Origin of the sequence: Jeotgalicoccus saudimassiliensis (assembly GCF_000756715.1) — a bacterium.
GTDB classification, from domain to species: domain Bacteria; phylum Bacillota; class Bacilli; order Staphylococcales; family Salinicoccaceae; genus Jeotgalicoccus; species Jeotgalicoccus saudimassiliensis.
This window is the reverse complement of the sequence record NZ_CCSE01000001.1, coordinates 187,617-212,117: the sequence shown is the minus strand read 5'-3', so window position 1 is coordinate 212,117 and position 24,501 is coordinate 187,617. Positions and strand designations below refer to the sequence as shown.

The following is a 24,501-nucleotide window of genomic DNA, read 5'->3' as shown; positions in this document are numbered from 1 at the left end:
ATTATTTGTTAAGGTTGTAGAATGATGCTAAACCTTTGTATGTGCCTGTTTCGTATAATTCGTCTTCGATGCGGAGCAGCTGATTGTATTTAGCAACGCGGTCAGTACGTGACGGTGCACCAGTCTTAATCTGACCTGCGTTTGTTGCAACTGCGATGTCAGCGATTGTTGTGTCTTCTGTTTCACCTGAACGGTGTGAGATGACTGCAGTGTAACCTGCACGCTGAGCAACTTCGATTGCTTCGAATGTTTCTGTCAGTGTACCAATCTGGTTCACTTTAACAAGGATTGAGTTGCCGACACCCTGCTCGATGCCCTGAACTAACTTCTCAGTGTTCGTCACGAACAGATCGTCTCCGACAAGCTGAACTTTATCGCCGATTTTGTCTGTAAGAAGTTTAGTTCCTGCCCAGTCGTTTTCGTCCAGGCCGTCTTCAATTGAGATAATCGGGTACTTCGCAACCATGTCGCCGTACCAGTCAACAAGCTCTTCTGATGAGTAAGTTTTACCTTCACCTTTAAGCTCGTAGTTACCTGTTTCCTTATTGAAGAACTCGCTCGATGCCGCGTCCATCGCAAGAACGATGTCGGTACCAAGGTCGTAACCAGCGGCAGCAACTGCTTCACCGATTACTTCCAGTGCTTCTTCGTTTGATTTCAGGTTCGGAGCGAATCCGCCTTCATCACCGACAGCAGTGCTGTAGCCTTTTGCTGATAAAACTTTCGCCAGGTGGTGGAAAATTTCTGTACCCATGCGAAGTGATTCCTTGAATGTGTCAGCGCCAACAGGCATAATCATGAATTCCTGAATGTCGATACTGTTGTCAGCATGCTCTCCGCCGTTAATAATGTTCATCATCGGCACAGGCAGCTGAACCGCGTTGAATCCGCCTAAATATTTGTAAAGCGGCTGTCCGAGAATATCTGCTGCTGCTTTCGCTACGGCAATCGATACACCTAAAATAGCGTTGGCACCCAGTTTTTCTTTATTTTTTGTTCCGTCTAACTGAATAAGCATTTTATCGATTGAAACCTGTTCAAGAACAGAAAATTCCCCGTCGATTAATTCCGGTGCAATAATGGCATTGACGTTTTCAACTGCCTGCTCGACACCTTTGCCTAAGAAGCGTGATGAGTCACCATCACGGAGTTCTACCGCTTCATGTTCTCCTGTAGAAGCGCCTGAAGGAACCAGTGCGCGGCCGAAAGCACCGCTTTCTGTTAATACCTCAACTTCAATTGTCGGGTTTCCTCTAGAGTCTAAAACTTCACGTGCATATACATCTGTAATTAATGGCATGTCATCCTACTCCTTTATTAGTTAAGTTCGAATTTATTATAACGTATTTTTAATTAAAAGGCTTGTGCCTGTCATGTCTTCAGGCTGGCTGATATTTATAATATCCAGCATCGTCGGTGCAAGGTCCGCAAGGCGTCCGCCTTCACGGAGCATTACTCCCGTATCGGTCACGATAACCGGTACCGGATTGACCGTGTGTGCTGTCATCGGCTCACCTGCAAGTGTCACGACTTCATCGGCGTTGCCGTGGTCCGCTGTAATAATTGCAGTCCCGTTAAGTTCGAGAATTTTATCGACAACTTTACCGAGACACTCGTCCACGGCTTCCAGCGCTTTAACCGTCGGTTCGAGCATGCCGCTGTGACCGACCATGTCGGGGTTCGCAAAGTTTAAAATCACCATATCGAGATCCCCGCCGTCCAGGGCGCCTGTGAGCTGGTCAGTTACTTCGTAAATACTCATTTCCGGCTGCAGATCGTACGTTGCCACTTTCGGCGAGTTAACGAGAATACGCGATTCACCGTCAAACTCCTCGTGGCGGCCGCCGTTCATAAAGTATGTCACGTGCGGGTACTTTTCAGTTTCCGCAATGCGGAGCTGTGTCTTCCCTGCGTTCGACACGACTTCACCGAGCGTATTTACAAGGTCCACCTTGTCGAATACAATATCTGCAATAACCGCTTCACTGTATTTCGTAAATGTTACGTACTTCAGATTATCGATTTTACCGCGGCAGTCAAAGCCGTTAAACCCGGTCGCTGTAAATGCTTCACTCAGCTGAGCGGCGCGGTCCGGTCTGAAGTTGATGAAAATCACTGCATCGTTATCGCCGATCGTGTTTGCTTCGCTGACGATAAACGGCTCGACGAATTCATCGAACACTTCGTTCACATAGCTCGCTTCAACACCGGCCGCCGCACTTGGAAACACAGCCGCTTCACCGTGAACCATTGCATCGTATGCCGGTTTTTCCCGTTCCCAGCGTTTGTCGCGGTCCATCGCATAGTAACGTCCGCTGATCGTTGAAAACTTTCCGACACCGATATTTGAAAACTGACGTTCCGTTTCTTCTATGTAAGTCAGCGCCGACGTTTTCGATACGTCGCGGCCGTCTAAGAAGCCGTGCACGAACACATCTTCGAGACCGTTAATCTTCGCCATTTTCAGTATTTCAAACAGATGGCTGTAGTGCGAATGCACTCCTCCGTCACTTAACAGTCCCATAATGTGAAGCTTGCTGTTGTGAGTTTTCACATGATTCAGCGCATCGAGCAGCACTGCATTTTCGTGAAAGTCACCATCTTCAATCGACTTGTTAATACGCGTTAAGCTCTGATACACAACACGGCCTGCACCGATATTTAAATGACCGACTTCGGAGTTCCCCATCTGCCCATCAGGCAGACCGACGTCCATTCCCGCAGCGCTTAAGCTTGCATGCGGAAACATCTCCTTATATTTTTTAAAGTTCGGCATATCTGCATGTGCTATTGCATTGCCGAACGTTTCTTCACGTTCGGCAAAACCGTCCAGAATGATTAAGGCAGCAGGCTGTTTCATCGCAAAGCTCCTGCAACCAGTGCAGTATAGTCATCAGTTTTCAGAGCTGCACCGCCGACTAAGGCGCCGTCCACATCACTTTTAGACATCAGCTCTTCGACCGTTGCCGGTTTTACCGAACCGCCGTATAAAATACGCACGCTGTCTGCAACACCTTTATCGTAAAGCTTTTCAACTTTTGTTCTGATTGACTTGCACATGGCATTCGCATCATCGCTCGTTGCGCTCTTGCCGGTACCAATCGCCCAGATCGGTTCGTAGGCAATCACAAGGTCACCCGCCGCTTCGGCTTTGACGCCCTGAAGCGCCGCTTTCACCTGGTTTGCAACTTTTTCAGTATGCTCGCCGTTGTCGCGCTCGGCTTCAGTTTCACCGACACAAATAATCGGCACCATACCCGCTTCAATAACAGCATGTGCTTTTTTGTTAATGTCGCTGTCCGACTCACCGAACAGTTCGCGTCTCTCGGAATGTCCTGCAATGACGTAATGTACTCCAAGCTCCTTCAGCATCGGTGCAGAGATTTCTCCCGTAAACGCACCACTCTGTTCGTAGTACACATTTTGTGCACCGACTTTAATGTCAGTGTCTTTAAATTTCTCTATAAGTACAGGCAGGTCGATAAACGGCGCACATACCGCCGCTTCAACCCCTTGATTTAATTTATTATTTAACAGTTCGTCAGCAAATGCTCCCGCTTCCGATACTGTCATATTCATTTTCCAGTTACCCGCAATTAATGGTGTGCGCATATGACTTACTCCTCCTCAGCGTTATCAATTGCCTTCAGACCCGGCAATTCCTTACCTTCCAAATATTCCAGTGAAGCACCGCCGCCAGTTGAAATGTGGCTGAATTTATCTGCAAAACCGAGCACCTGTGCCGCGCTTGCAGAATCGCCGCCGCCGATAATCGTTACTGCATCTTCAAGGTCGGCGATTGCCTGGCAGACACCTACAGTCCCCTGAGCAAAGTTCGACATTTCGAATACGCCCATCGGTCCGTTCCAGACGACAGTTTTTGCACCTTTAAGTGTGTCTTCATATAATTTAACAGTTTCAGTACCGATATCGAGCGCCATCATATCGTCCGGAATCTCATCGACTGAAACGATACGGTGGTCTGCGTCATTCGAAAATTCAGCAGCTGCCACAACATCGACCGGCAGAACAAGTTTACCGTCGGCTTTTTGCAGCAGTTCTTCTGCAATTTTAATGTTGTCTTCTTCGATTAATGACGTTCCAATTGCATGGCCCTGTGCTTTCAGGAAAGTGTTTGCCATTCCTCCGCCGATAAGAATTTTATCAGCTTTAGTCAACAGGTTGTCGATAACGTTAATTTTGTCGGATACTTTTGCTCCGCCTAAAATTGCAACGAACGGTGATTTCGGATGATCGACTGCACCGCCGATAAACTCGATTTCTTTTTGCATCAGGAAGCCCGATACCGTCGGCAGGTGTTCACTGATACCGACGTTCGATGCGTGTTCACGGTGCGCTGTACCGAACGCGTCGTTGACGAATACGTCGCCGAGTGATGCCCAGTATTTACCGAGATCCGGATCGTTTTTACTTTCTTTGGAACCGTGCAGATCTTCGTAGCGTGTGTTCTGAACGAGAAGAATTTCACCGTTCTTCAGATCCGCGATACCTTCTTCCAGGTCTTTGCCGCGCGTCTTGTCGCTGAACAGCACTTCTTTCCCCATAATATCGCTTAGACGGTCTGCAACCGGAGCCAGGGAGTATTCACGCTTGTCCTCTTTCGTTTTAATACGCCCGAGGTGTGAAAACAGAATCACTTTCCCGCCTTTGGCCAAAACATAAGAAATTGTTTTTACAGCAGCTTTAATACGTGTATCATCCGTAATCTTACCGCTTTTCATCGGCACGTTAAAATCTGCCCGTATTAATACCTTTTTGCCTTTTAATTCAACATCTTCAAGAGTCTTCTTCATGAATGCGCCTCCAAATTTATATTCACTCTAATTATACATATGTCGGCCTCTTATGAAAACTATAAAAGTATTTTGGGCCGCAGACGCAAAAAAAGCAGCGGACATAAACTGTCCGCCGCCTTACTGTATTTATTATCTGTAATTGTCTTTTACGTAATCGTATATAGTTACAAAGTCGAGAATGCCTTCCTGAATCACGTTGCCGCCGTCGCTCAGAACGGGTATGCGCACCATGTATTCCTCCTGCAGTTCATCGTCGTTATCAATATTCACTTCTGTCAGTTTCACTACGTTATCCCTCAGTTCAGACAATGCAAGTCTGATCTGGAGTTTTCCTTCATTACACAGCTGACAGTTGTCGCGTGTGTAATAAGTAAGATTAAGCATTGGTTAAGCCTCTTTCTTCCGCATATTTTTAATTTCGCGTTTCAGTGTCTGGAATAGTGAATCTATCATTTCTGTCGAAATAATTCCCATCGCAATGGCCATCGATATTAATGCCACCTGGAAGCCGTAGGCAAGTGCCAGGTCGTAATTCTGGAGCACGACGCTCCGCATCGCATTGTATGCCATACCGCCGGGAACGAGCGGAATAATACCGCATGTAATGAAAATAATAATCGGCGCCCGTAAATAACGCGCACTCATTATCGACAGTAGTGTCAGCATTATCGCACCGAAAAATGTCGCAATGACCGCCTGAATCTCGAACTGGGTCGCGATAAAATAAATGAGCCAGCCGAAAGCCCCGCTCAGCCCGCCGGCAAGTATCGTTCTCCTCGGTGCATTGAACAGTATTCCGAATCCCGCAGAGGCAAAGAAACTGAGTATAAATTGTACAACGTATAACATCGTTTCCCTCCTAGATTGCCATGAATACCAGTCCGACACCGGCACCGATTGCAATCGCCGTCAGCGAGGCTTCTGCGCCTTTCATCGTCCCCGCCATCAGATGACCGCGTATCATTTCACGTATCGCATTCGTAATCAGTACACCGGGTACGAGCGGCATCACCGCTGCGATAATAATCGTTTCGAGCTCGGTTCCCGGTCCGAACTCCACATATAATACGGAAATCACAGCGATAAAGAACGCTGCGAAGAATTCGTTGAAAAATTTAATTTTAGTATAGCGCTGAATACTTTCCGTAATCAGCACCCCTATCATACCGCCTGCAGCAGCGACCGGAATATCTCCCGGCACACCGTTAAACAGCAGCAGAAACATTATCGCAACCATTCCGCCGGTAAAGACGATCAGCCAGAACGGAAACATTTTTGTTTCGTGAATGTTTTCAATCGTATTAATCGCATCCCGGATCGGTAATCCTTTAGTGATGCTTCTCGATAAGTCGTTAATGTTTACGACTTTTTGTAAGTTATTGGCTCGTTCATCGATTCTAATCGTTTGAGACAGCGCGTAGTCATTCATCGACAGAATGATTACTGTTGTTGTGACAAAGACCTGCACATTATCGATCCCGTAATTGTTTGCCATGCGGATCATCGTATCTTCGATACGGTATGTTTCCGCGCCGCTTTCCAGTAAAATCTTCCCGCTGTTTAAACAGACATAGAAAACTTTCCGGACAAAGGCATCGTCTAAACTGTCATCGGGTTTATCGACTGTTTCTAGTTCTTCGACTGACAACTGTCCCACCTCTTTGTTAGCACCCCCGAGAAGAATTGAACTCCCATCTTAAGAACCGGAATCTTACGTGTTATCCATTACACCACGGGGGTAGATTAATATATGTAAAGCACATTTTATTATAGCAAGGAAGTATTGAGGAATAAAGACTAATTATTGACGAAATACGTAATAAAATAATATGATAAACTGAATTACAGCAGAAGTTCTTTCTTTTGACCTTATTTGACTAACGTGTTATAAATATATTATCAAATAAAATTTAGTTCACCAAACAGGAGGCAATATAATGAATTTAATACCTACGGTTATTGAACAGACAAATCGTGGCGAACGTGCTTACGATATTTATTCAAGACTCTTAAAAGATAGAATTATTATGATCGGGAGCGCAATCGATGATAACGTTGCAAACTCGGTAGTCAGCCAGCTGTTATTCCTGCAGGCTCAGGACTCGGAAAAAGATATTTACCTTTATATCAACTCACCGGGCGGAAGCGTTACTGCCGGCATGGCAATCTACGATACAATCCAGCACATTAAGCCGGATGTTCAGACAATCAGCCTCGGACTTGCTGCATCGATGGGATCATTCCTGTTAACAGCAGGTGCAAAAGGAAAACGCTACGCGCTTCCTAACGCTGAAATTATGATTCACCAGCCGCTTGGCGGCGCTCAGGGTCAGGCAACTGAAATTGAGATTGCAGCGAAGCACATTTTAAAAACACGCGAGAAGCTGAACCAGATTTTAGCAGACCGCACAGGTCAGCCTCTTGAGAAAATCGAGAGAGATACTGACCGCGACAACTTCATGACAGCTGAAGAAGCTAAGGAGTACGGCTTAATCGACCACGTCATGGAACCAGAAAAATAATATTTAACTTTGCCGGACCCGGGTCACATACGTGACTTGGGTCCTTTTTTCAATTAGTATAAAGTTAATCATATGTATTGGGAGGCCATAAACTTGAATATACTAATTACAGGCGGTACCGGTTTTATCGGCACGAAACTCGCCTATGCATTCCGTAAAGACCGCCATCACGTTTACATTTTGACGCGTCAGGAACAGACGAGCGAACACCCTTATATACATTACGTTAAATACGATGACAGCAATTTAAACAACCTGGACTGGGCCGGGGCACTGCCTGAAGACTTTGACCTGATTTACAACTTTGCAGGCGCACCGCTGAACGAAAAATGGACAGAAGAATATAAAGAACTGATACTGGACAGCAGACTCGGTGTCACGAATATGCTTCACCGCTGGCTCGAGACGTCGGATATAAAACCACTTGCATTTATTAATGCCAGCGCTGTCGGTTATTATCCGGCAAGTGAGGTCGCCGAATACAATGAACTCGACAAATTATCATCGACGAACTTTTTATCAGACGTCGTGAACCGCTGGGAATCGGCCGCCCGGAAAATTGGCGACCTCGGCATCCGCGTCGTGTTTTCACGCTTTGGTCTGGTACTCGATAAACACCGGGGAGCACTGCCCGTCATGGAAAAACTGTATAACGCAAACGTCGGCGGGGAAATCGGGAGCGGCCGCCAATGGTATTCCTGGGTGCACATCGATGACGTGGTCAATGCACTCTTATTTATCGGCGTGAACCAGGAAATCAGCGGCCCGGTCAACATCACCGCACCCGTGCAGGTCAGACAGCGCGAATTCTCAAAAGTGCTGAGCGCCGTACTCGGAAAAACCAATTTCTTTAAAACACCCGGATTTTTAATCGATAAAGTACTCGGCGAACGCTCACTACTCGTCACCAAAGGACAGAAAGTCCACCCTGTCGTACTCTTAAATAACGACTTTAAATATTTATACCCGACTCTGGATCAGGCATTGGAAGAGATTTACGGAGAATAGTGCTGGGTTGATGTTGTGGTTGTGGTCGGTTCACAACGGGGAATTGCAGTTGTCATCCGGGACGGCTCGGTTCACAACGGGGGAGCGCTGTTGTCATCCGGTACTCCTCGGTTCACAACGGGGGAGCGCTGTTGTCATCCGGTACTCCTCGGTTCACAACGGGGGAACGCTGTTGTCATCCGGGACCCCTCGGTTCACAACGGGAGAACGCTGTTGTCATCCGGGACCCCTCGGTTCACAACGGGGAATCGCTGTTGTCATCCAACGCTCCTCGGTTCACAACGGGGGAACGCTGTTGTCATCCGGTACTCCTCGGTTCACAACGGGGGATTGCCGTTGTCATCCAACACTCACCGATTCACAACGGGAGAACGCCGTTGTCATCCAACGCTCCTCGGTTCACAACGGGAGAGCACCGTTGTCATCCCGCACTCACCGGTTCACAACGGGGAATCGCTGTTGTCATCCAACGCTCCTCGGTTCACAACGGGAGAGCACCGTTGTCATCCGGCACCACCTCATCCCAACAAAACACCAAAAAAAGCGCACCCGGATCAAAAATCCGGGTGCGCCTCTTTTTAAAACACCATTTCCTCGCCGGCACGCAGTTTATCTGCGATTTCATCGAGCTTTCTCAAACGGTGATTGATACCTGATTTTGAAATCGTGCCGGTCGAGACGGCTTCCCCGATTTCTTTTAATGTCATGTCCTGATGTTCAACGCGAATGCGCGCAACTTCCCGCAGGCGCTCAGGCAGTTCATCGATACCGATCTCCGCATCGATAAATTTTATGTTTTCCACCTGACGCATTGCTGCGTTAATCGTTTTGTTTAAGTTTGCTGTTTCACAGTTCACAAGACGGTTTACTGAGTTACGCATGTCTCTGACGATACGGATGTCCTCGAATTTTAACAGCGCCTGGTAGCCGCCGATCAGACTCAGGAATTCCGCAATCTTCTCCGCTTCTTTCAGGTAAATAATATAGCCGCGTTTACGGTCGATGTATTTAGCGTTCAGCGCATAGCTGTTCATCATATCCGTTATTTCCTGTGCGTGTTCTTCATAAAGCGAACCGATTTCCAGGTGATATGCTGATGTTTCCGGATTGTTCACGGAACCTCCGGCTAAAAATGCGCCTCTTAAATAACTTCTTCTGCAGCATTCTTTCTTTTTAATTTCATCGGTTACTGTATTTGTCAGCACACCGCCTGAGAAGATTCGTAAATCCGCCAGCACGTCTTTCGTTTCATTTTTAATGCGGCAAATATAAACGTTGTTCTTTTTCAGCTTCATCTTTTTTCTCACGAGGAGATCGATTTCTATTTTATATACATTTTTGATTAACGAGAAAATACGGCGTGCAATCGCAGCGTTTTCCGTCTGGACGTTTACGACCCACTGGCCGTCAAAGTAACTGACTGCACCGTTCATTTTAATCAGTGCGGACAGTTCACTCTTCATGCAGCACTCATCCACTTCAATTCTCGTTAATTCATTTTTCATTTCGGAAGCAAATGACATGCTACCACGTTCCTTTCAAAATCTTCCCTAATACTTCAGTGTCTCCGACTCATCGATGACAATGTCGTAAATAATTTCTGCGAGTTTTTCATTGTTATGGCGCACTACCCGTTCGTCGTCAACGATAATCAGCTCATCGTCGGTAATGACTTTGATTCCGTGCGCTTCAAGTTTTTCCCGCTCGCTTTTAATAATATGGACACCTCTGTTTTTATAAGTGTCCGCCATTTGTTCATAGACGTCGCGTTCGTTTAAAATCACATAATCGATGACCCGGGCTTTTAAATGTTTCTCTATCGCATACAGATGATCAAAAGCGCTCATGCCCATCGTTTCTCCCGGCTGTTCCAGCAGGTTTGACACGTAGACTTTTATACCATTGGAATCGGCTAAAGCTTCTGCGATGCCTTTTGGCAGCAGGTTTGGAATGATGCTCGTGTACAGAGAGCCGGGTCCGAGTACGATAATGTCCGCTTCAAGTATCGCTTCCACCGCTGCGGGTGTCGCATCGATATTCGTCGGAATTAAGTACATCTCCCGTATTTCCTTTTTCACTTTCGGAATATAGCTTTCACCGATAATAATCGAGTCATCGGCCATTCTGGCTGCAAGCTTCGGACTGACGTTTGTCGACGGAATGACCGTCCCTTTAACGTTCAGTATTTTTGACAGTTCACTGACTGCTGTGGCAAAGTCCCCGCTTATATCGTACATCGCCGCAAGCATTAGGTTGCCGAGCGAATGTCCGGATATTTCATCTTTTTTAAAGCGGTAGGTAAACAGGTGCTCAAGTTTCGTTTCCACTTCGCTTAACGCAGACATGACGTTCCGGATATCACCGGGTGCCGGCATATCGATCTGATCGCGGATAATTCCGGTTGACCCACCATCATCCGCTACTGATACGATCGCTGAAATATCGACGGGATATGTTTTTAATCCGCGTGATAAGACAGCGAGGCCCGTACCGCCTCCGATAATTGCGATTTTAATCTTTTTCATTGACTGTGCCTTCAATTCTCGCATCACGGTGGGTCGTGTTAACCGCAAATGTGAACTTTTCGTCCAGTTCTTTTGCCAGGCGGCGTGACAGTGCAACCGAGCGGTGCTGACCGCCTGTGCAGCCGATCGCAATAGTCAGCTGGGACTTGCCTTCTTTAATATATTGAGGAATTAAATATTTAATCATATCGTACAGTTTGTCATAAAACGTATCGGTATCCTGCCACTTCATGACGTAATCGTACACTTCCTTGTTCAGACCGGTTAACGGACGGTATTCGGGAATGTAGAAAGGATTCGGCAGAAAGCGGACATCGAACATTAAATCCGCATCGATCGGAACGCCGTGCTTAAATCCGAAACTCAGCACGTTCACAGCAAAAAACTGCTCGCGTCCGCCGCTGTATAAAGTGAAGATGTGGTCTCTCAATTCTTTCGGGGACAAGTCTGTCGTATCGACGATTACAGATGCGCGTCCTTTAAGATCATCCAGCAGTTCGCGTTCTTTTTTAATTGCCTGCAGTACCGAAACTCCTTCGTTTAACGGATGGGAACGGCGCGTCTCTTTGTAGCGGCTGACGAGTCTTTCATCGTCCGTATCAAGAAAGACGATGCGGAGCATAATGTCTTCGTTAACCAGCACGGTTTCCAGTTTCTGAATTAACACATCAAAGAATTCCTTGCCGCGGAGGTCGATTCCAAGCGCGACCTTGTTCATCTTGCCGTCGGTCGTTTCCATCAGTTCCACAACTTTCGGAATAAGAATCGGGGGGAGATTGTCGATGCAGAAATAACCTGTATCTTCAATCGCTTCCAGTGCAACAGATTTTCCCGAACCGCTCATACCTGTAATTATGATTAAATTTTTCATAAAGCACACCCTCAAATTTACTTATTTTCTAAAATTACCATCAACTATATTATAACGGATAACGTTACGAAAAAACCCCCTTTCGGGGGATTTCATTCGATTAATTATTCGTTGTCTTCAAGCTGTTCCAAATAGTGCTGCGCATTCTGCGCTGCAAGACTGCCGTCTCCTGTTGCAGTAACAATCTGACGCAGTGATTTTTCTCTGACATCCCCTGCGGCAAAAATCCCCGGGATTTCAGTTTCCATTTCTTCGTTCGTTACGATATAGCCGTCCTCATTTAAAATACCCAGTTCCTGGAACGGTGCCGTCAGCGGCAGCATACCGATATAGATGAATACGCCGTCTGCATTAAAGTCGTATGTTTCACCAGTGTTTTTGTTTTTCAGCGTCACTGATTCAACGCGGCTTTCACCGTTGATTGACTGCAGTTCAGTATCCCAGATAAACTCAATTTTATCGTTTTTAAAGGCACGGTCCTGTAAAATTTTCTGAGCACGGAGCTCATCGCGGCGGTGAACAATCGTCACTTTGCTCGCGTATTTAGTCAGGAATACACCTTCCTCAACCGCCGAGTCTCCCCCGCCGATAACGACAAGTTCTCGTTCTTTAAAGAATGCACCGTCACATACAGCACAGTAACTTACTCCACGTCCGCGAAGCAGGTCTTCACCCGGCACACCGATTGTTTTGTATTCTGCGCCTGTTGCGACGATAACGCTCTTCGTATAAATATCTTCAGATGACGTTTTCAGTATTTTGATGTCACCGTCGAGTTCAACACTCTTAATATCTCCATATTTATACTCTGCACCGAATTTCTGCGAGTGTTCAAACATTTTAGAAGACAGTTCCGGTCCCGTGATCATGCTGAAGCCCGGGAAGTTTTCAACTTCTTCAGTGTTGGCCATCTGTCCGCCCGGCACACCACGTTCGAGCATTACAGTTTTCAGTTCTGCACGCGATGCATAAACTGCGGCCGTCATGCCGGCAGGTCCTGCACCGATTATTACAACGTCATATATCGTTTTCTCTTCCATAATCGTTCTCCTTTTAAAAATTGCTACATATAATTATATAGACTTTCCGACTGTAAATCATTAAATCTGCTTTATTCTGTCGATTGCTTTATTCAGTCTGTACACCGTCGTATTAAACAGTTCCGCGAGACCTTTTTTCGTCAGCCTGCGGCCGCTGGGATACAGGTACAATGCTGCTGCCGTATGGCTTTCCACATCTTCAAACTCTTTATGTTTTTCGTACAGATCGTGAAACACGTTAATCCACATCAGCAGCGTTTCCTCATCTCTGAAGGACTGTTCATATAACAATTCGAGGCCGATATGCATCCGTCCGAGACGAACGAGCTTTAAGCCCTGGAATAAAAACGTTACGTAAAGCTTTTCGTAATCATCAAGTGTTTCAATATGATCCCATATCGATAAACCGATAATTGCTTCACGCGGCTCGATCTTACTGATTAAATACAATGCCAGCAGACGTTTGTGCTGGTCTTCATCGTGCAGATACATGCTTTCCAGCTTGAGTATTTCCGCCGCCGCTTCATCTTTTTTCCACGGACTGAATTTCTCATCGACCGGATGGAAGTTCTGCATACGCGTCCAGTAAATTTTCGATTCTTCATGCTTTCCGAGGTGATAGCTCGAAAAACTGAGTGCATGGAGCAGCTGGAAGTTAACGATTTTCTGTTTTTTGTAGAGCGGAAACAGCAGTTTGTATGAATGCTCGTATTTCTGCAGAAAGTTCAGTACGAGACCCACTTTAAACCTGGCATCATCGTCAAGCGGTTCCACCACTTCCAGTTTCTTTAAATACGCCTCGTACTTATCAAACTGTTCTGTATGATAATGCAGCAACGTCATGTGGCTCAATGCATGCATGTCCGTCTGGTCATCTTCCAGCAGCTGTTCAAGCAGCACCTGTGCATCTTCGAACTTATTTAAAAACAGGTAGGCCATCGCTTTTAAGTTTCTGAATTCGGGCTCCTCCTGAATGTTCATCGGGAGCGAGTCCAGATACTCCAGCGCTTCAGACACTTTCGCATTCATAAATAAATGCTGGAAAATCTGCTGGCCGATAAAACGCTCTGCCTCTTTTTCAAGTTCATTCTCATCTTCGATTTCAACATCGAACATTTCTTCAAGCGTGTCATCATAATTCGATTCAGGATCGTAGTTCGAATATTGAACACCGTATAAAAATGCTTTATTCGCATCGTGTTTTATAATATTAATCTGGCTCAGTATATAAAAATATTCCGGGTCGTAGTTGTCCTTAACGAAAGTTTCTATAATTAAATGTTCCGCCTCGTTACCGAATCCGTTCTCTGCCATAACGTAAACATACTCCGACAGATAATCCATGTTTCCCGGGTTTTTATCGTATGCTTTTTTCAAAAGCGCGAGTGCTTCCTTTTTTAAATTCTGCTGCCGTTTTTTAATACCCTGCCTGTAGTAATGCTCTCCGTTTTGATCGAGAGAGATTACTTTTCTGTTATTCATTATGCTCTCTCCCTTATTATCATCGGATTGCCGTAGACGAGTGCGTTATCGGGAATGTCTTTTGACACGACTGTACCGGCGCCGACTTTGACGCTGCTGCCGATCGTCACACCCGGCAGAATTGTTGCATTGGCACCGATCATCGTATTATCGCCGATTTCAACTTTGCCGATTCTGTATTCATCTGTTAAATACTCATGTGTCAGTATCGTCGCATTATAGCCGATAATCGTGTTTTCACCGATAGTAATTAATTCCGGAAACATTAAATCGGGCATCGCCTTGTAGGCAAATGACACGTGTGGACCAAGATTCATTCCGAGTCCGCGGGCGTACCATTTATGTTTCATTTTAGTCGATGGCATAAAACGCCCCGCTTCGATTACGATAAAGTTTTTAGCCACTTTAACGAGTGAAACAGTGCGGTAAAGATGCCACAGCGGATTAATTTTAAAGCCCGAATGCCGGGTTAATTTCCTCATGCTACTTCTTCCTTTTTTTCTTCTTATTGACTACTGATGATTTATTGAAATGTTTCGGTTCATCTTTTGCTGCATAGTTGCCGTATACTTCACCGTATTTCGGCAGTTCGTATTTCATCCCGCGGTAAATCATTAACGCGAGTGCGCCGACAATCGTAATAACTGAAATAACCTGTGCTGTTCTTAACAGCTCACCGATCATTAAACTGTCAGTACGCATACCTTCGATAAAGAACCTGCCGACTGAATAGTATATCAAATAAACGAGCACTGTGTGGCCAAGCGGTAATTTCGGACGGATTAATAATAATATAACCACTCCGATGATACTCCAGACCGACTCGTATAAAAATGTCGGATGATAATAAGTGCCGTCGATATTCATATGGTTAATAATGAATTCCGGCAGCATTAAGTTTTCAAGGAATTCTCTCGCTACCGGTCCGCCGTGGGCTTCCTGGTTAATAAAGTTGCCCCAGCGCCCGATTGCCTGGCCGAGCAGAATACTCGGCGCTGCAATATCTGCCACCTGGAAAAAGCTGTAGCCTTTCGTTTTCGTATAAATCAGACCTGCAAGGAATCCGCCGATCAGTCCGCCGTGAATGGCCATACCGCCCTCCCACACTTTAATAATGTCGAGCGGGTTAAAGAAATAATAATCCAGATTAAAGAAAACATAATACAGACGTGCACCGATCAGCGAGAAAATAATGATGTACATCATCAGATCCATAAATAAATCATCAGGCAGTCCTTTTTTTACCGTTTCCCTGTTGGCTATAAAATACCCGAGTATCATACCGCTTAAAATAATAATGCCGTACCAGTGAATGGACAGCGGGCCGAGCGATACTGCAACCGGATCAATGGTGTTTAAAATTATCATTGGCTGCCTCCGTTGTTTTTAATCTTTTCGTTCAGACGGTCGTTAAATTCGTGTGCCGCATTGTGCCCCATCTGATTGAGACGGTGGTTCATCGCAGCGACTTCGATAATACCGGCGAGACTGCGCCCCGGACGTATCGGAATGACTTTTTTCGTCACTTCCGAGTTCAGTATTTTAATCTTTTTATCTTCGAGTCCGAGACGGTCGTATGTATTATTGTCCGTCCAGTTTTCAAGGTGAACGTTCAGCATAATACGTTTTTCCGTCAGAATACATCCTGCACCAAACAGCGTCATAACGTTAATAATGCCGAGGCCCCGTATTTCAAGCAGGTGCTGAATCAGTTCGGGCGCAGAACCCATCAGCACATTCTTATTGACCTCTTTAATTTCAACGTTATCATCCGCTACAAGACGGTGTCCGTTTTTAACGAGTTCAAGCGCGGTTTCACTTTTACCGATGCCGCTTTCACCCGTTATCATCACACCGATACCGTATACATCGACAAGCACACCGTGCATGTTCGTTTCCGGAGCCAGTTCCTTTTCAAGGTAGGTCGTAATACGGCTCGTAAAGTTCGTCGTATTATCTTCCGTAATAAGAAGTACCGTATTCGTTTCGTTGCACGCCTCAATTAATTCAAGAGGCGGCTGCTGGCTTCTCGTGACGATAATACACGGTGTTTCTTTTCTGCACAGCCGCTTCGCACGATCTTCGCGGTCCTGATCCGACAGCACGCGCTCAAAAAATGAGATTTCCTTCATACCGAGCACCTGCACCCGGTCGGATGAATAGTGGGAGAAATACCCTGCTATTTCAAGTCCCGGCCTGGAGAGGTCAAAGCTCGGAATTTCATTCTCGAGGCCTGCATTCCCGCCCCATATCTTTAAGTCGAACTCCTCGACTAAGTCTTTTACCAATAACATCGCTGCACCTCCGTCCGTTCTTCAACGAGTAAGTTTACTGTTTAGTTATATTATAGCAAAAAATGGGCTGGCAATCGCCAGCCCAAACTTATTAATAATTTTTAACTGCGGTGCAGTGTCACACTTCCCACTTTAGTACCGACTTCTAAAAACATTCCGGGTTCGTCAGTGTTGTTGACGAGCATCAGTTCTTTAAATCCGATGTCCTGCTGTTTCATGTAGCGTGCATCGAGTTCAGGCGGATAATTAATCTGTCCGAGCACTGTGGACAGACGGCCTTCCAGCTCTCTGCCGTTCGGCACGCTGATGTTGATGCTGCCCATGTTCGAATTAATTGTCGCTTCTTCAGTTTCTTTTTTCAGTGCAATATTTACCGAACCGTTTGACGAAATATCAATCGTTTTCGCATCGAGATTATCCGTCATAATCGTACCGAGCATTGAGACAATCTCAATACCTTTGTATTGTCCTTCCGTCACTTTAATGCTGCCGCGTGAAGTACGGACAAATGCATTTTTGGCATCGAGATGATCCAGTTCAATATCGCCGTTTAACAGATCAACCGTCAGATCGGTAAATGCTTTATCAGAAATTTTAACATTGCCGTTTGACGTCGATAAAATAATGCGTCTCAGTGTTTCTGCCGTCACTTCGATGACGACGTTGACACGTGCGGATTTAACATCCGATACAATGACAAGTTCGTCGTTTTTAACATCGCAGATGATGTCCTGGAAGTAATTTTTCTTCGTATCCAGTTTACGGTAAAACGGCGTCACTTCAAATTTAACGACATCGCCGCGTTCAGCCGGTTTCAGTTCAACGTTGCCGTTTGCTATATCGACTGAAATGCTGTTGAACGGCTGGTCAACTGTTTCGATTAAACGGTTTTTCGGACCCTGCGAAAAAACTGAGTCGAAAGATGAGCCGACTGAGTCAAATGCTTTCTCCAGTCCGTCAAACATCTGTTTAGTCTGACGGCCGGTTGAAAACTTCCCTTTAACGTTCGTATACGCATCGTTTACTTTATCTTTGTTAACGTACTTGTTGAACTCATCGACAAATTGTCCGACGTAGTCGCCAAACAATCCGCTGCCCGAGTCCGTACCGCCTGAAGGTTCACGTTCTGCACTGCTCTTTTGCTCATGCTTTCCCTGGTCTGATTTCCCGTTCATTGCCGACATCAGTTCGATTGCTTCTTCGGAAGTGATTTTGCCTTCCTCAAGCATTTTTAATATGCGTTCTTTACTGTCCACTGATATTACCTCCTAATGGTTTCTGTTTAACCACTTCTTAAGATGCTGTCCCGTGTGGCTGTTTTCGTTCGCAATTACATCTTCTACTGTACCACTGACGACGATGTTTCCGCCACCTTCCCCACCTTCCGGGCCAAGGTCAATAATATGGTCCGCGACTTTAATGACATCCAGGTTGTGTTCGATAATAACGATAGTGTCGCCCTGGTCTACAAGACGCTGAATAACGCCGATTAAGTTTTTAATATCTTCAGAATGAAGTCCGGTTGTCGGTTCGTCGAGAATATAAAGCGTCTTGCCGTTTGAACGTTTGTGAAGTTCGCTAGCGAGCTTCACGCGCTGCGCCTCACCGCCCGACAATGTCGTTGCAGGCTGACCGAGACGCACATAGCCGAGTCCGACATCGACAAGTGTTTTAATCTTACGTTTAATTTTAGGCAGATTTTCAAAGAAATAATATGCTTCTTCTACTGTCATTTTTAACACATCTGCTATACTTTTGTCTTTATATTTCACTTCCAGTGTTTCTCTGTTATAGCGTTTGCCGTGGCACACTTCGCACGGTACGAAAACATCCGGCAGGAAGTGCATTTCTATACGGAGTATACCGTCACCGCGGCATGCTTCACAGCGTCCGCCTTTAACGTTGAAACTGAAACGTCCCTTCTGATAGCCGCGGACTTTCGCTTCGTTAGTCTGTGCAAATACATCGCGGATATCGTCGAATACCCCCGTATAAGTCGCCGGGTTACTGCGCGGCGTACGGCCGATCGGTGACTGATCAATGTCGATGATTTTATCGATATACTCAATGCCTTCCACTGTGTCGTGCTCACCTGGCACTTCTTTTGTTTTATACAGCTGTGTGTGCAGACTCTTATATAAAATTTCATTGATCAGCGTACTCTTGCCGGAACCTGACACGCCGGTAACGAGATTAAGTACGCCAAGCGGAATATTCACATCGATATTTTTAAGGTTGTTTTCACGTGCACCTTTAATTTTAAATACTTTTTTCTTATCCGGTTTGCGGTAGTTTTCCGGCAGTGCAATTTCACGTTTGCCGCTTAAATACTGCCCGGTTAATGAATTTTCATCCGCCATAACTTCTGCCGGTGTGCCGGAGGATACTACTTTCCCGCCGTGTTCGCCGGCACCCGGACCGATATCGATCAGATAGTCACTCGCAAGCATCGTATCCTCATCGTGCTCAACGACGATAAGCGTATTGCCGAGTTCTCTCATATCTTTCAGCGTATTGATTAACCGCTCGTTATCGCGCTGATGAAGTCCGATTGACGGTTCATCGAGAATATAAAGTACACCGCTTAAACGTGAACCGATCTGTGTAGCGAGACGGATACGCTGTGCTTCACCGCCGGATAACGTTCCGCTCTTACGGTTCAGCGTTAAATAGTCGAGCCCGACGTTGCGGAGAAACGACAGTCTGCTGTCGATTTCCTTGAGAATCGGTGCGGCAATTTCTTCATTTTGTGCCGATAAAGAGATGTGGTCGAAGAAGTCGATGCCGTCTCTGACGGAACGTTCCACAACCTGGCCGATATGGGTACCGTTAATTTTTACCGCGAGGGCTTCTTCATTTAAACGGTAACCGTCACAGCGGTTGCACTCGCTCTCCCGCATGTACTGTGCCATGACATTTCTCGTATATTCAGAGGGACTTTCGTTGTAGCGTCTTTCGATATTGTTAAATACACCTTCAAAGGCCATTTTACGTTCGCGGACGACACCGTTATCCTGGGCAAACCTGAAAGTTATTTCATCGCTGCCGCCTTTTAGTATAATATCCTGTTCTTTTTTGCTTAAATTTTTAAACGGTACGTTCATATCAATACCGTAATGGTCCGCCGCCTGAGTAAGAAGCTGTGTGTAATACGTCGAACTGATCGGCTGCCACGTAACGATTGCACCTTCTTCAAGCGACAGATTCTGATCCGGTACGACGAGGACTTTATCGACTGACATTTTCATCCCGAGTCCATCGCATTCAATACAGGCACCGTACGGTGCATTAAATGAAAACAGGCGCGGTTCCAGTTCGGAAATTGTGAATCCGCACTCCGGACATGAAAAGTTTTCCGAAAAATGCAGGTCTTCGCCGTCGATTACGTTAATCGTCACATTGCCTTCTGTTTTCTCGAGCGCCACCTGCAGTGAATCCGCAAGGCGTGACTCGATACCTTCACGTACTGCAAGTCTGTCGATAACGACATCGATATCGTGTTTTTTATTTTTGCCGAGCTCCGGCACTTCTTCGATGTCGAACATTTCACCGTCGACAACGACACGTGCGTAACCCTCTTTACTTAGATCGGTAATCAGTTTTTTGTGCTGCCCTTTTTTACCGCGGACAAGCGGTGCAAATACCTGAATACGGGTACGTTCAGGCAGCTGCATAATAATATCTGTCATCTCTTCAACTGTCTGGGATGAAATCTCAATGTCGTGAATCGGACAGTACGGCGTGCCTGCACGTGCATATAACAGGCGCAGGTAATCGTATATTTCCGTTATTGTCGATACTGTTGAACGCGGGTTGTTGCTCGTCGTTTTCTGATCGATGGAAATTGCCGGCGACAGTCCTTCAATCGTATCCACATCCGGTTTTGACATCTGTCCTAAAAACTGACGGGCATACGAACTGAGTGATTCAACGTAACGGCGCTGGCCTTCGGCATAAATTGTGTCGAAAGCAAGCGACGATTTACCCGAGCCGGATAAGCCTGTCATTACGACAAGCTGATCTCTCGGGATGTCGAGATCGACACCTTTTAAATTGTTTTCTCTCGCACCTCTGATACTGATGAATGGATTCTTCATGTAACTCACCCTTCTGCCTGAATCTCAAATATTGCATCTCTTAACTCGGAAGCTGTTTCGAAATCGAGTTCTCTCGCAGCTTCTTTCATTTCCTGCTCAAGTTTTTCAAGCAGTTTTTCGCGTTCTGACTTCGTCAGCTTCTTCGTTGCCGACTTCTTCCTGCCTTTGTCGTCTTCTTTAATTTCTATATGTGCACTGATGACATCGCGTATTTCCTTATTGATTGTCGTCGGTGTAATATTGTGTTTTTCATTAAATGCAATTTGCGTTTCACGGCGTCTTGCCGTCTCATCGAGTGCATAACGCATCGAATCGGTAATTTTATCAGCGTACATAATAACGTGTCCGTTACTGTTTCTCGCCGCACGGCCGATTGTCTGAATCAATGCACGGTCCGAACGGAGGAAGCCTTCCTTATCTGCATCGAGTATCGTCACGAGTGATACTTCCGGAATATCCAGCCCTTCACGAAGCAGGTTAATACCGACGAGTACATCGTATGTACCGATGCGGAGTTCGCGCAGTATTTCAATACGTTCGAGCGTTTTAATTTCCGAATGCAGGTACTGCACTTTTATGCCGGCTTCTTTTAAGTACGTCGTTAAGTCTTCCGACATTTTCTTCGTCAGCGTCGTAATCAGTACACGTTCGTTTTTGTCGATTCTGTCCTGAATTTCCTCCATTAAATCATCGATCTGATGTTCCGACGGTCTGACATCAATCGTCGGATCCAGCAGTCCTGTCGGACGGATAATCTGTTCGACCATCTTGTCTGTATGTTCAATTTCATACGGTCCGGGAGTTGCTGAAACGTAAAGCAGCTGTTCTGCTTTTTCCTCGAACTCCGAAAACATAAGCGGTCTGTTATCCAGTGCACTCGGCAGCCTGAAACCGTGATCGACGAGCACCTGTTTACGCGCCTTGTCTCCGTTATACATTCCCCTGATTTGCGGAACTGTAACATGCGATTCATCGATCATAATAAGAAAATCCTTAAAATAATCGATGAGCGTGTACGGCGTTGAACCGAGGTCACGGAGCGTCAGATGTACCGAATAGTTTTCGATTCCTGAACAAAAGCCCATTTCACGCATCATTTCAAGATCGTAATTCGTGCGCTGTTCCAGACGCTGTGCTTCGAGCAGTTTGTCTTCTGCACGGAATTTCTTCAGCTGTTCCTCCAGCTCTTTTTCAATGCGTTCAATGGCCACTTTCATCTTCTCTTCACGCGTAACGAAGTGGGATGCCGGGAAAATAGCAAAGTGCTCACGTTCAGCATACACTTCACCTGTTAAATAATCGATTTCACGGATACGATCGATTTCATCGCCGAAAAATTCAACGCGGATACACTGCTCGTCACGTGATGCCGGGAACACTTCAACGATATCCCCGCGCACTCTGAACGTCCCGCGCTTAAAATCGATGTCGTTGCGTGAGTATTGAATATCTACAAGCTTCCTTAAAAACTGGTTGCGGTCGAGTTCCATGCCTGTCCGTATGCTGACAACGAGATCCCGGTATTCATCCGGATTACCGAGACCGTATATACAGCTGACCGATGCAATAACGATAACGTCATCGCCTTCGAACAGCGAGCTCGTTGCGGAGTGGCGCAGTTTATCGATTTCGTCGTTAATAGAAGCATCTTTTTCGATAAACGTGTCGGTACTCGGCACGTATGCTTCCGGCTGGAAATAGTCGTAGTAGCTGACGAAATATTCCACCCTGTTATTCGGAAAAAATTCTTTAAATTCACTGTACAGCTGTCCTGCGAGTGTCTTGTTATGGGCAATAATCAGCGTCGGTTTACCGACTCTCTGTATGACCTGGCTCATCGTATATGTTTTACCGGTACCTGTTGCACCAAGGAGTGTCTGGTGGCGCTGCCCGGAATTAATCTGTTCCACTAACTCTTCAATTGCTTGAGGCTGGTCACCAGCCGGCTCAAATTTGGATACTAACTCAAAATCTGCCATTGTTTCGCCTCCACTTATTAATCTATACTATTTTAACAAATAAAGAGCAGAAATAACAAACATTTGTTCGGTCATTTCTACTCTTCATCTTCATTATTAAAATTGTCCAGGTCAAAAATTTCTACTATTATATAACCGGCAAAAATTGATGCCGAGTCTATGTATATTACCCATTCACTCGGGTAAAATCCTCTGTATATCGATGCTCCGAATAATATAAACGTAAGCATCACTGCAACGTATTTATTGTGCGTAAGCCGTGCAAATACTACGACGGTCGCTGCAGGTACGACCATAGCCATCATGTACCAGTATAAATCCATGACGGCTACTCCCGGTTCAGAATTGAGTTTGTTATTTCAAACAGTTCATCTTTCGGAATAAAGCGTTCCGACAGCATCTCGGTTAATATGTTCCCAAGAAAATCCTGAACGGAGACCATGTGGTCAAATCGCTTAATCGTTGCGAGCGATTCTTCGTATATTTCAAAAAACAGAGGTTCGGGGTTGCGCTTTTGTATTTCACCGAACGATTCATACAGCAGGTCGATTTTATCTGCCACTGAAAGAATCTGACCTTCAAGTGTGCTGTCTTTGCCCTCTTTCAGACGGTCTTTGTAAATCTGCTGGTACTCCGGTGGAAATTCAGTTTCGATAAACTTCGTCGTCATCGTCTCTTCCACTTCCATAAACAGCGTGTTCAGTTCAAGCGAAGCATATTTAACCGGCGTTTTAATGTCACCTGTAAAAATTTCAGGATAGTCGTGGTTTAATGCTTTCTCATATAAAGAACGCCAGTTAATTTCATTGCCGTGATGCTCTTCAACAGTACCGAGGTACTGCGCGATCTTCGTCACTTTAAATGAATGTGCGGCGACGTTGTGCTCCTGATATTTAAACTTGCCCGGACATCTGACAAGTTTCTCCAGATCATTTAAACTTTTAAAATACTGATGTACTCCCATTTATTGACGCTCCTTTACATAGTTAATGTAATTCGTAATCAATTCCGGTCCGATTTCCCCAATATAAGCACGTACCACTTCACCATTTGAATCAACGAAAAATGTCGTCGGCATTAAGCTGATTTTAAACTCGTCGGTCATGCCGGCTTCATCAGTCAGTTCGAATACCGGGTACTGTACGTCGTAAGTATCCAGAAATGCATCGCGGTTTTTTACACTGTCATCGATATTTATACCGACGACCTGAATATCACTCTCCGCAGTTTCCATTGCGTACTCATTCAACTCCGGTGTTTCCCGTTTACAGGGTTCACACCAGGACGCGAAGAAGTTAACGACAGTTACTTCGTTATTTTTAATAATCTCTTCGAGCGGTTCATCGCTGTTAATCACTGCTTTATTTCCTGTATTCAATAAGTTCAGGCCGACAGCATGATGATTATCCCGCCCTTCGGAATCCTGCAGCGTCTTAAGACTCCGCTCTCTCATCTGATCGTCCGACATGTTTATGACCGCACCGATACTGATACCGATGAGCAGGAAGAAGGCGATAAAAACAACCGCTATAATAAGCTTTTTACCTGTCATCCAATCCACTTTCCCTCTAATATCATTTTAATCATTTTAACATACAGTACTGAGAATGTACCGTTCCGGAAGGTTAAGAAAATGTGAAGAGAAAAATACAGGATAATCGTTAAATTTTATGATTCTCACTCTCTCTGTCCTTCTTCCACTGTTCGTGCATTGCAGTGACTTTATCATCCAGTTTTTTAAACTTTTTAAATGTAATCAGATTGAGAAAACCGAGAATAATTAAAGAAGTCAGTGCAACAGCCGTATTGTGATCCTGCGAAATAATATTCAATAATGCCCCTCCTTTTTAATTTTGATAAAAATTA

General features: G+C 45.5%; 24 protein-coding genes and 1 tRNA gene. 2 read left to right on the top strand and 23 right to left on the bottom strand.

Annotated features, from left to right (window positions below):
- Position 1: 1 nt before the first annotated feature.
- From eno to RZ44_RS01010, 8 genes are all read right to left on the bottom strand, one after another.
- A complete protein-coding gene (eno, locus tag RZ44_RS01045) occupies positions 2 to 1,300 on the bottom strand; it encodes a phosphopyruvate hydratase (RefSeq protein ID WP_035807539.1) in 1,299 nt (432 codons plus the stop codon).
- Positions 1,301 to 1,336: 36 nt separating this feature from the next.
- The gene (gene gpmI / locus RZ44_RS01040; RefSeq protein WP_035807538.1) at positions 1,337 to 2,860 is read right to left on the bottom strand and encodes a 2,3-bisphosphoglycerate-independent phosphoglycerate mutase; all 1,524 of its coding nucleotides are present in this window, start codon (positions 2,858 to 2,860) and stop codon (positions 1,337 to 1,339) included.
- A complete protein-coding gene (tpiA, locus tag RZ44_RS01035; RefSeq protein WP_035807535.1) occupies positions 2,857 to 3,612 on the bottom strand; it encodes a triose-phosphate isomerase in 756 nt (251 codons plus the stop codon). Before tpiA ends, gpmI begins: the two co-directional genes overlap by 4 nt.
- 5 nt (positions 3,613 to 3,617) lie before the next feature.
- Complete coding sequence (locus RZ44_RS01030) at positions 3,618 to 4,814, bottom strand: phosphoglycerate kinase (RefSeq protein ID WP_035807531.1); 1,197 nt, start codon at positions 4,812 to 4,814, stop codon at positions 3,618 to 3,620.
- Positions 4,815 to 4,946: 132 nt separating this feature from the next.
- Entirely contained in the window at positions 4,947 to 5,201 is a 255-nt protein-coding gene (locus tag RZ44_RS01025) for a glutaredoxin family protein (RefSeq protein ID WP_035807530.1), read from the bottom strand.
- Positions 5,202 to 5,204: 3 nt separating this feature from the next.
- Positions 5,205 to 5,666 (bottom strand): threonine/serine exporter family protein, encoded by a 462-nt coding sequence (locus RZ44_RS01020; RefSeq protein ID WP_035807529.1) that lies wholly within the window; start codon positions 5,664 to 5,666, stop codon positions 5,205 to 5,207.
- A gap of 10 nt (positions 5,667 to 5,676) precedes the next feature.
- Positions 5,677 to 6,465, bottom strand: coding sequence for a threonine/serine exporter family protein (locus RZ44_RS01015; protein ID WP_035807528.1), 789 nt, complete (start codon positions 6,463 to 6,465; stop codon positions 5,677 to 5,679).
- Positions 6,466 to 6,485: 20 nt separating this feature from the next.
- Positions 6,486 to 6,557, bottom strand: a tRNA-Arg gene (locus RZ44_RS01010).
- Positions 6,558 to 6,754: 197 nt separating this feature from the next.
- Here RZ44_RS01010 and clpP point away from each other — a divergent pair.
- On the top strand, positions 6,755 to 7,339 hold the full coding sequence (gene clpP / locus RZ44_RS01005; RefSeq protein WP_035807526.1) for an ATP-dependent Clp endopeptidase proteolytic subunit ClpP: 585 nt from the start codon (positions 6,755 to 6,757) through the stop codon (positions 7,337 to 7,339).
- 93 nt (positions 7,340 to 7,432) lie between these two features.
- Complete coding sequence (locus RZ44_RS01000) at positions 7,433 to 8,347, top strand: TIGR01777 family oxidoreductase (RefSeq protein ID WP_035807523.1); 915 nt, start codon at positions 7,433 to 7,435, stop codon at positions 8,345 to 8,347.
- Positions 8,348 to 8,925: 578 nt separating this feature from the next.
- Here the strand turns inward: RZ44_RS01000 and whiA are convergent.
- The 15 genes from whiA to RZ44_RS11275 all read right to left on the bottom strand — a co-directional run bounded on the left by whiA (position 8,926) and on the right by RZ44_RS11275 (position 24,467).
- Positions 8,926 to 9,870 carry a DNA-binding protein WhiA gene (gene whiA / locus RZ44_RS00995; RefSeq protein WP_035807522.1) on the bottom strand — a complete coding sequence of 315 codons (945 nt, stop codon included), beginning with the start codon at positions 9,868 to 9,870 and terminating at the stop codon, positions 8,926 to 8,928.
- A 27-nt stretch (positions 9,871 to 9,897) separates the two neighbouring features.
- Complete coding sequence (locus RZ44_RS00990; protein ID WP_035807520.1) at positions 9,898 to 10,872, bottom strand: gluconeogenesis factor YvcK family protein; 975 nt, start codon at positions 10,870 to 10,872, stop codon at positions 9,898 to 9,900.
- Positions 10,859 to 11,743 carry an RNase adapter RapZ gene (gene rapZ, locus RZ44_RS00985; protein ID WP_035807519.1) on the bottom strand — a complete coding sequence of 295 codons (885 nt, stop codon included), beginning with the start codon at positions 11,741 to 11,743 and terminating at the stop codon, positions 10,859 to 10,861. Before rapZ ends, RZ44_RS00990 begins: the two co-directional genes overlap by 14 nt.
- A 104-nt stretch (positions 11,744 to 11,847) precedes the next feature.
- Positions 11,848 to 12,783, bottom strand: a complete 936-nt coding sequence (trxB, locus tag RZ44_RS00980) for a thioredoxin-disulfide reductase (RefSeq protein WP_035807518.1) — start codon at positions 12,781 to 12,783, stop codon at positions 11,848 to 11,850.
- Positions 12,784 to 12,843: 60 nt separating this feature from the next.
- A complete protein-coding gene (locus RZ44_RS00975) occupies positions 12,844 to 14,265 on the bottom strand; it encodes a tetratricopeptide repeat protein (protein WP_035807516.1) in 1,422 nt (473 codons plus the stop codon).
- On the bottom strand, positions 14,265 to 14,747 hold the full coding sequence (locus tag RZ44_RS00970) for an acyltransferase (RefSeq protein ID WP_035807514.1): 483 nt from the start codon (positions 14,745 to 14,747) through the stop codon (positions 14,265 to 14,267). The genes RZ44_RS00975 and RZ44_RS00970 overlap by 1 nt, the downstream gene beginning before the upstream one ends.
- Position 14,748: 1 nt before the next feature.
- Entirely contained in the window at positions 14,749 to 15,633 is an 885-nt protein-coding gene (gene lgt / locus RZ44_RS00965) for a prolipoprotein diacylglyceryl transferase (protein WP_081962328.1), read from the bottom strand.
- Positions 15,630 to 16,559 (bottom strand): HPr(Ser) kinase/phosphatase, encoded by a 930-nt coding sequence (gene hprK / locus RZ44_RS00960; protein ID WP_035807512.1) that lies wholly within the window; start codon positions 16,557 to 16,559, stop codon positions 15,630 to 15,632. Before hprK ends, lgt begins: the two co-directional genes overlap by 4 nt.
- A 101-nt stretch (positions 16,560 to 16,660) precedes the next feature.
- Positions 16,661 to 17,815: a DUF4097 family beta strand repeat-containing protein gene (locus RZ44_RS00955; RefSeq protein ID WP_035807511.1), complete on the bottom strand. Its 1,155-nt coding sequence runs from the start codon at positions 17,813 to 17,815 to the stop codon at positions 16,661 to 16,663.
- A gap of 12 nt (positions 17,816 to 17,827) precedes the next feature.
- Positions 17,828 to 20,656: an excinuclease ABC subunit UvrA gene (gene uvrA / locus RZ44_RS00950; RefSeq protein ID WP_035807510.1), complete on the bottom strand. Its 2,829-nt coding sequence runs from the start codon at positions 20,654 to 20,656 to the stop codon at positions 17,828 to 17,830.
- 5 nt (positions 20,657 to 20,661) lie between these two features.
- Complete coding sequence (gene uvrB, locus RZ44_RS00945) at positions 20,662 to 22,635, bottom strand: excinuclease ABC subunit UvrB (RefSeq protein WP_035807507.1); 1,974 nt, start codon at positions 22,633 to 22,635, stop codon at positions 20,662 to 20,664.
- 77 nt (positions 22,636 to 22,712) lie between these two features.
- Complete coding sequence (locus tag RZ44_RS00940; protein WP_052108709.1) at positions 22,713 to 22,958, bottom strand: DUF2198 family protein; 246 nt, start codon at positions 22,956 to 22,958, stop codon at positions 22,713 to 22,715.
- 5 nt (positions 22,959 to 22,963) lie between these two features.
- Positions 22,964 to 23,599 carry a YfbR-like 5'-deoxynucleotidase gene (locus RZ44_RS00935; protein WP_035807506.1) on the bottom strand — a complete coding sequence of 212 codons (636 nt, stop codon included), beginning with the start codon at positions 23,597 to 23,599 and terminating at the stop codon, positions 22,964 to 22,966.
- A complete protein-coding gene (locus RZ44_RS00930; protein WP_035807505.1) occupies positions 23,600 to 24,187 on the bottom strand; it encodes a TlpA disulfide reductase family protein in 588 nt (195 codons plus the stop codon).
- Positions 24,188 to 24,296: 109 nt separating this feature from the next.
- Positions 24,297 to 24,467: a hypothetical protein gene (locus tag RZ44_RS11275; RefSeq protein WP_171816102.1), complete on the bottom strand. Its 171-nt coding sequence runs from the start codon at positions 24,465 to 24,467 to the stop codon at positions 24,297 to 24,299.
- Positions 24,468 to 24,501: the final 34 nt, after the last annotated feature.

Excerpts from the sequence above, each read along its gene's own strand:
- trxB (WP_035807518.1), bottom strand. The coding sequence starts at position 12,783 with ATGGAAGAGAAAACGATATATGACGTTGTAATAATCGGTGCAGGACCT.
- tpiA (WP_035807535.1), bottom strand. The coding sequence starts at position 3,612 with ATGCGCACACCATTAATTGCGGGTAACTGGAAAATGAATATGACAGTA.
- RZ44_RS00975 (WP_035807516.1), bottom strand. The coding sequence starts at position 14,265 with ATGAATAACAGAAAAGTAATCTCTCTCGATCAAAACGGAGAGCATTAC.
- RZ44_RS00935 (WP_035807506.1), bottom strand. The coding sequence starts at position 23,599 with ATGGGAGTACATCAGTATTTTAAAAGTTTAAATGATCTGGAGAAACTT.
- RZ44_RS01030 (WP_035807531.1), bottom strand. The coding sequence starts at position 4,814 with ATGAAGAAGACTCTTGAAGATGTTGAATTAAAAGGCAAAAAGGTATTA.
- RZ44_RS00970 (WP_035807514.1), bottom strand. The coding sequence starts at position 14,747 with ATGAGGAAATTAACCCGGCATTCGGGCTTTAAAATTAATCCGCTGTGG.
- RZ44_RS00940 (WP_052108709.1), bottom strand. The coding sequence starts at position 22,958 with ATGGATTTATACTGGTACATGATGGCTATGGTCGTACCTGCAGCGACC.
- RZ44_RS00930 (WP_035807505.1), bottom strand. The coding sequence starts at position 24,187 with ATGACAGGTAAAAAGCTTATTATAGCGGTTGTTTTTATCGCCTTCTTC.
- eno (WP_035807539.1), bottom strand. The coding sequence starts at position 1,300 with ATGCCATTAATTACAGATGTATATGCACGTGAAGTTTTAGACTCTAGA.
- rapZ (WP_035807519.1), bottom strand. The coding sequence starts at position 11,743 with ATGAAAAATTTAATCATAATTACAGGTATGAGCGGTTCGGGAAAATCT.
- RZ44_RS01025 (WP_035807530.1), bottom strand. The coding sequence starts at position 5,201 with ATGCTTAATCTTACTTATTACACACGCGACAACTGTCAGCTGTGTAAT.
- uvrA (WP_035807510.1), bottom strand. The coding sequence starts at position 20,656 with ATGAAGAATCCATTCATCAGTATCAGAGGTGCGAGAGAAAACAATTTA.
- whiA (WP_035807522.1), bottom strand. The coding sequence starts at position 9,870 with ATGTCATTTGCTTCCGAAATGAAAAATGAATTAACGAGAATTGAAGTG.
- RZ44_RS01020 (WP_035807529.1), bottom strand. The coding sequence starts at position 5,666 with ATGTTATACGTTGTACAATTTATACTCAGTTTCTTTGCCTCTGCGGGA.
- uvrB (WP_035807507.1), bottom strand. The coding sequence starts at position 22,635 with ATGGCAGATTTTGAGTTAGTATCCAAATTTGAGCCGGCTGGTGACCAG.
- lgt (WP_081962328.1), bottom strand. The coding sequence starts at position 15,633 with ATGATAATTTTAAACACCATTGATCCGGTTGCAGTATCGCTCGGCCCG.
- clpP (WP_035807526.1), top strand. The coding sequence starts at position 6,755 with ATGAATTTAATACCTACGGTTATTGAACAGACAAATCGTGGCGAACGT.
- gpmI (WP_035807538.1), bottom strand. The coding sequence starts at position 2,860 with ATGAAACAGCCTGCTGCCTTAATCATTCTGGACGGTTTTGCCGAACGT.
- hprK (WP_035807512.1), bottom strand. The coding sequence starts at position 16,559 with ATGTTATTGGTAAAAGACTTAGTCGAGGAGTTCGACTTAAAGATATGG.
- RZ44_RS00990 (WP_035807520.1), bottom strand. The coding sequence starts at position 10,872 with ATGAAAAAGATTAAAATCGCAATTATCGGAGGCGGTACGGGCCTCGCT.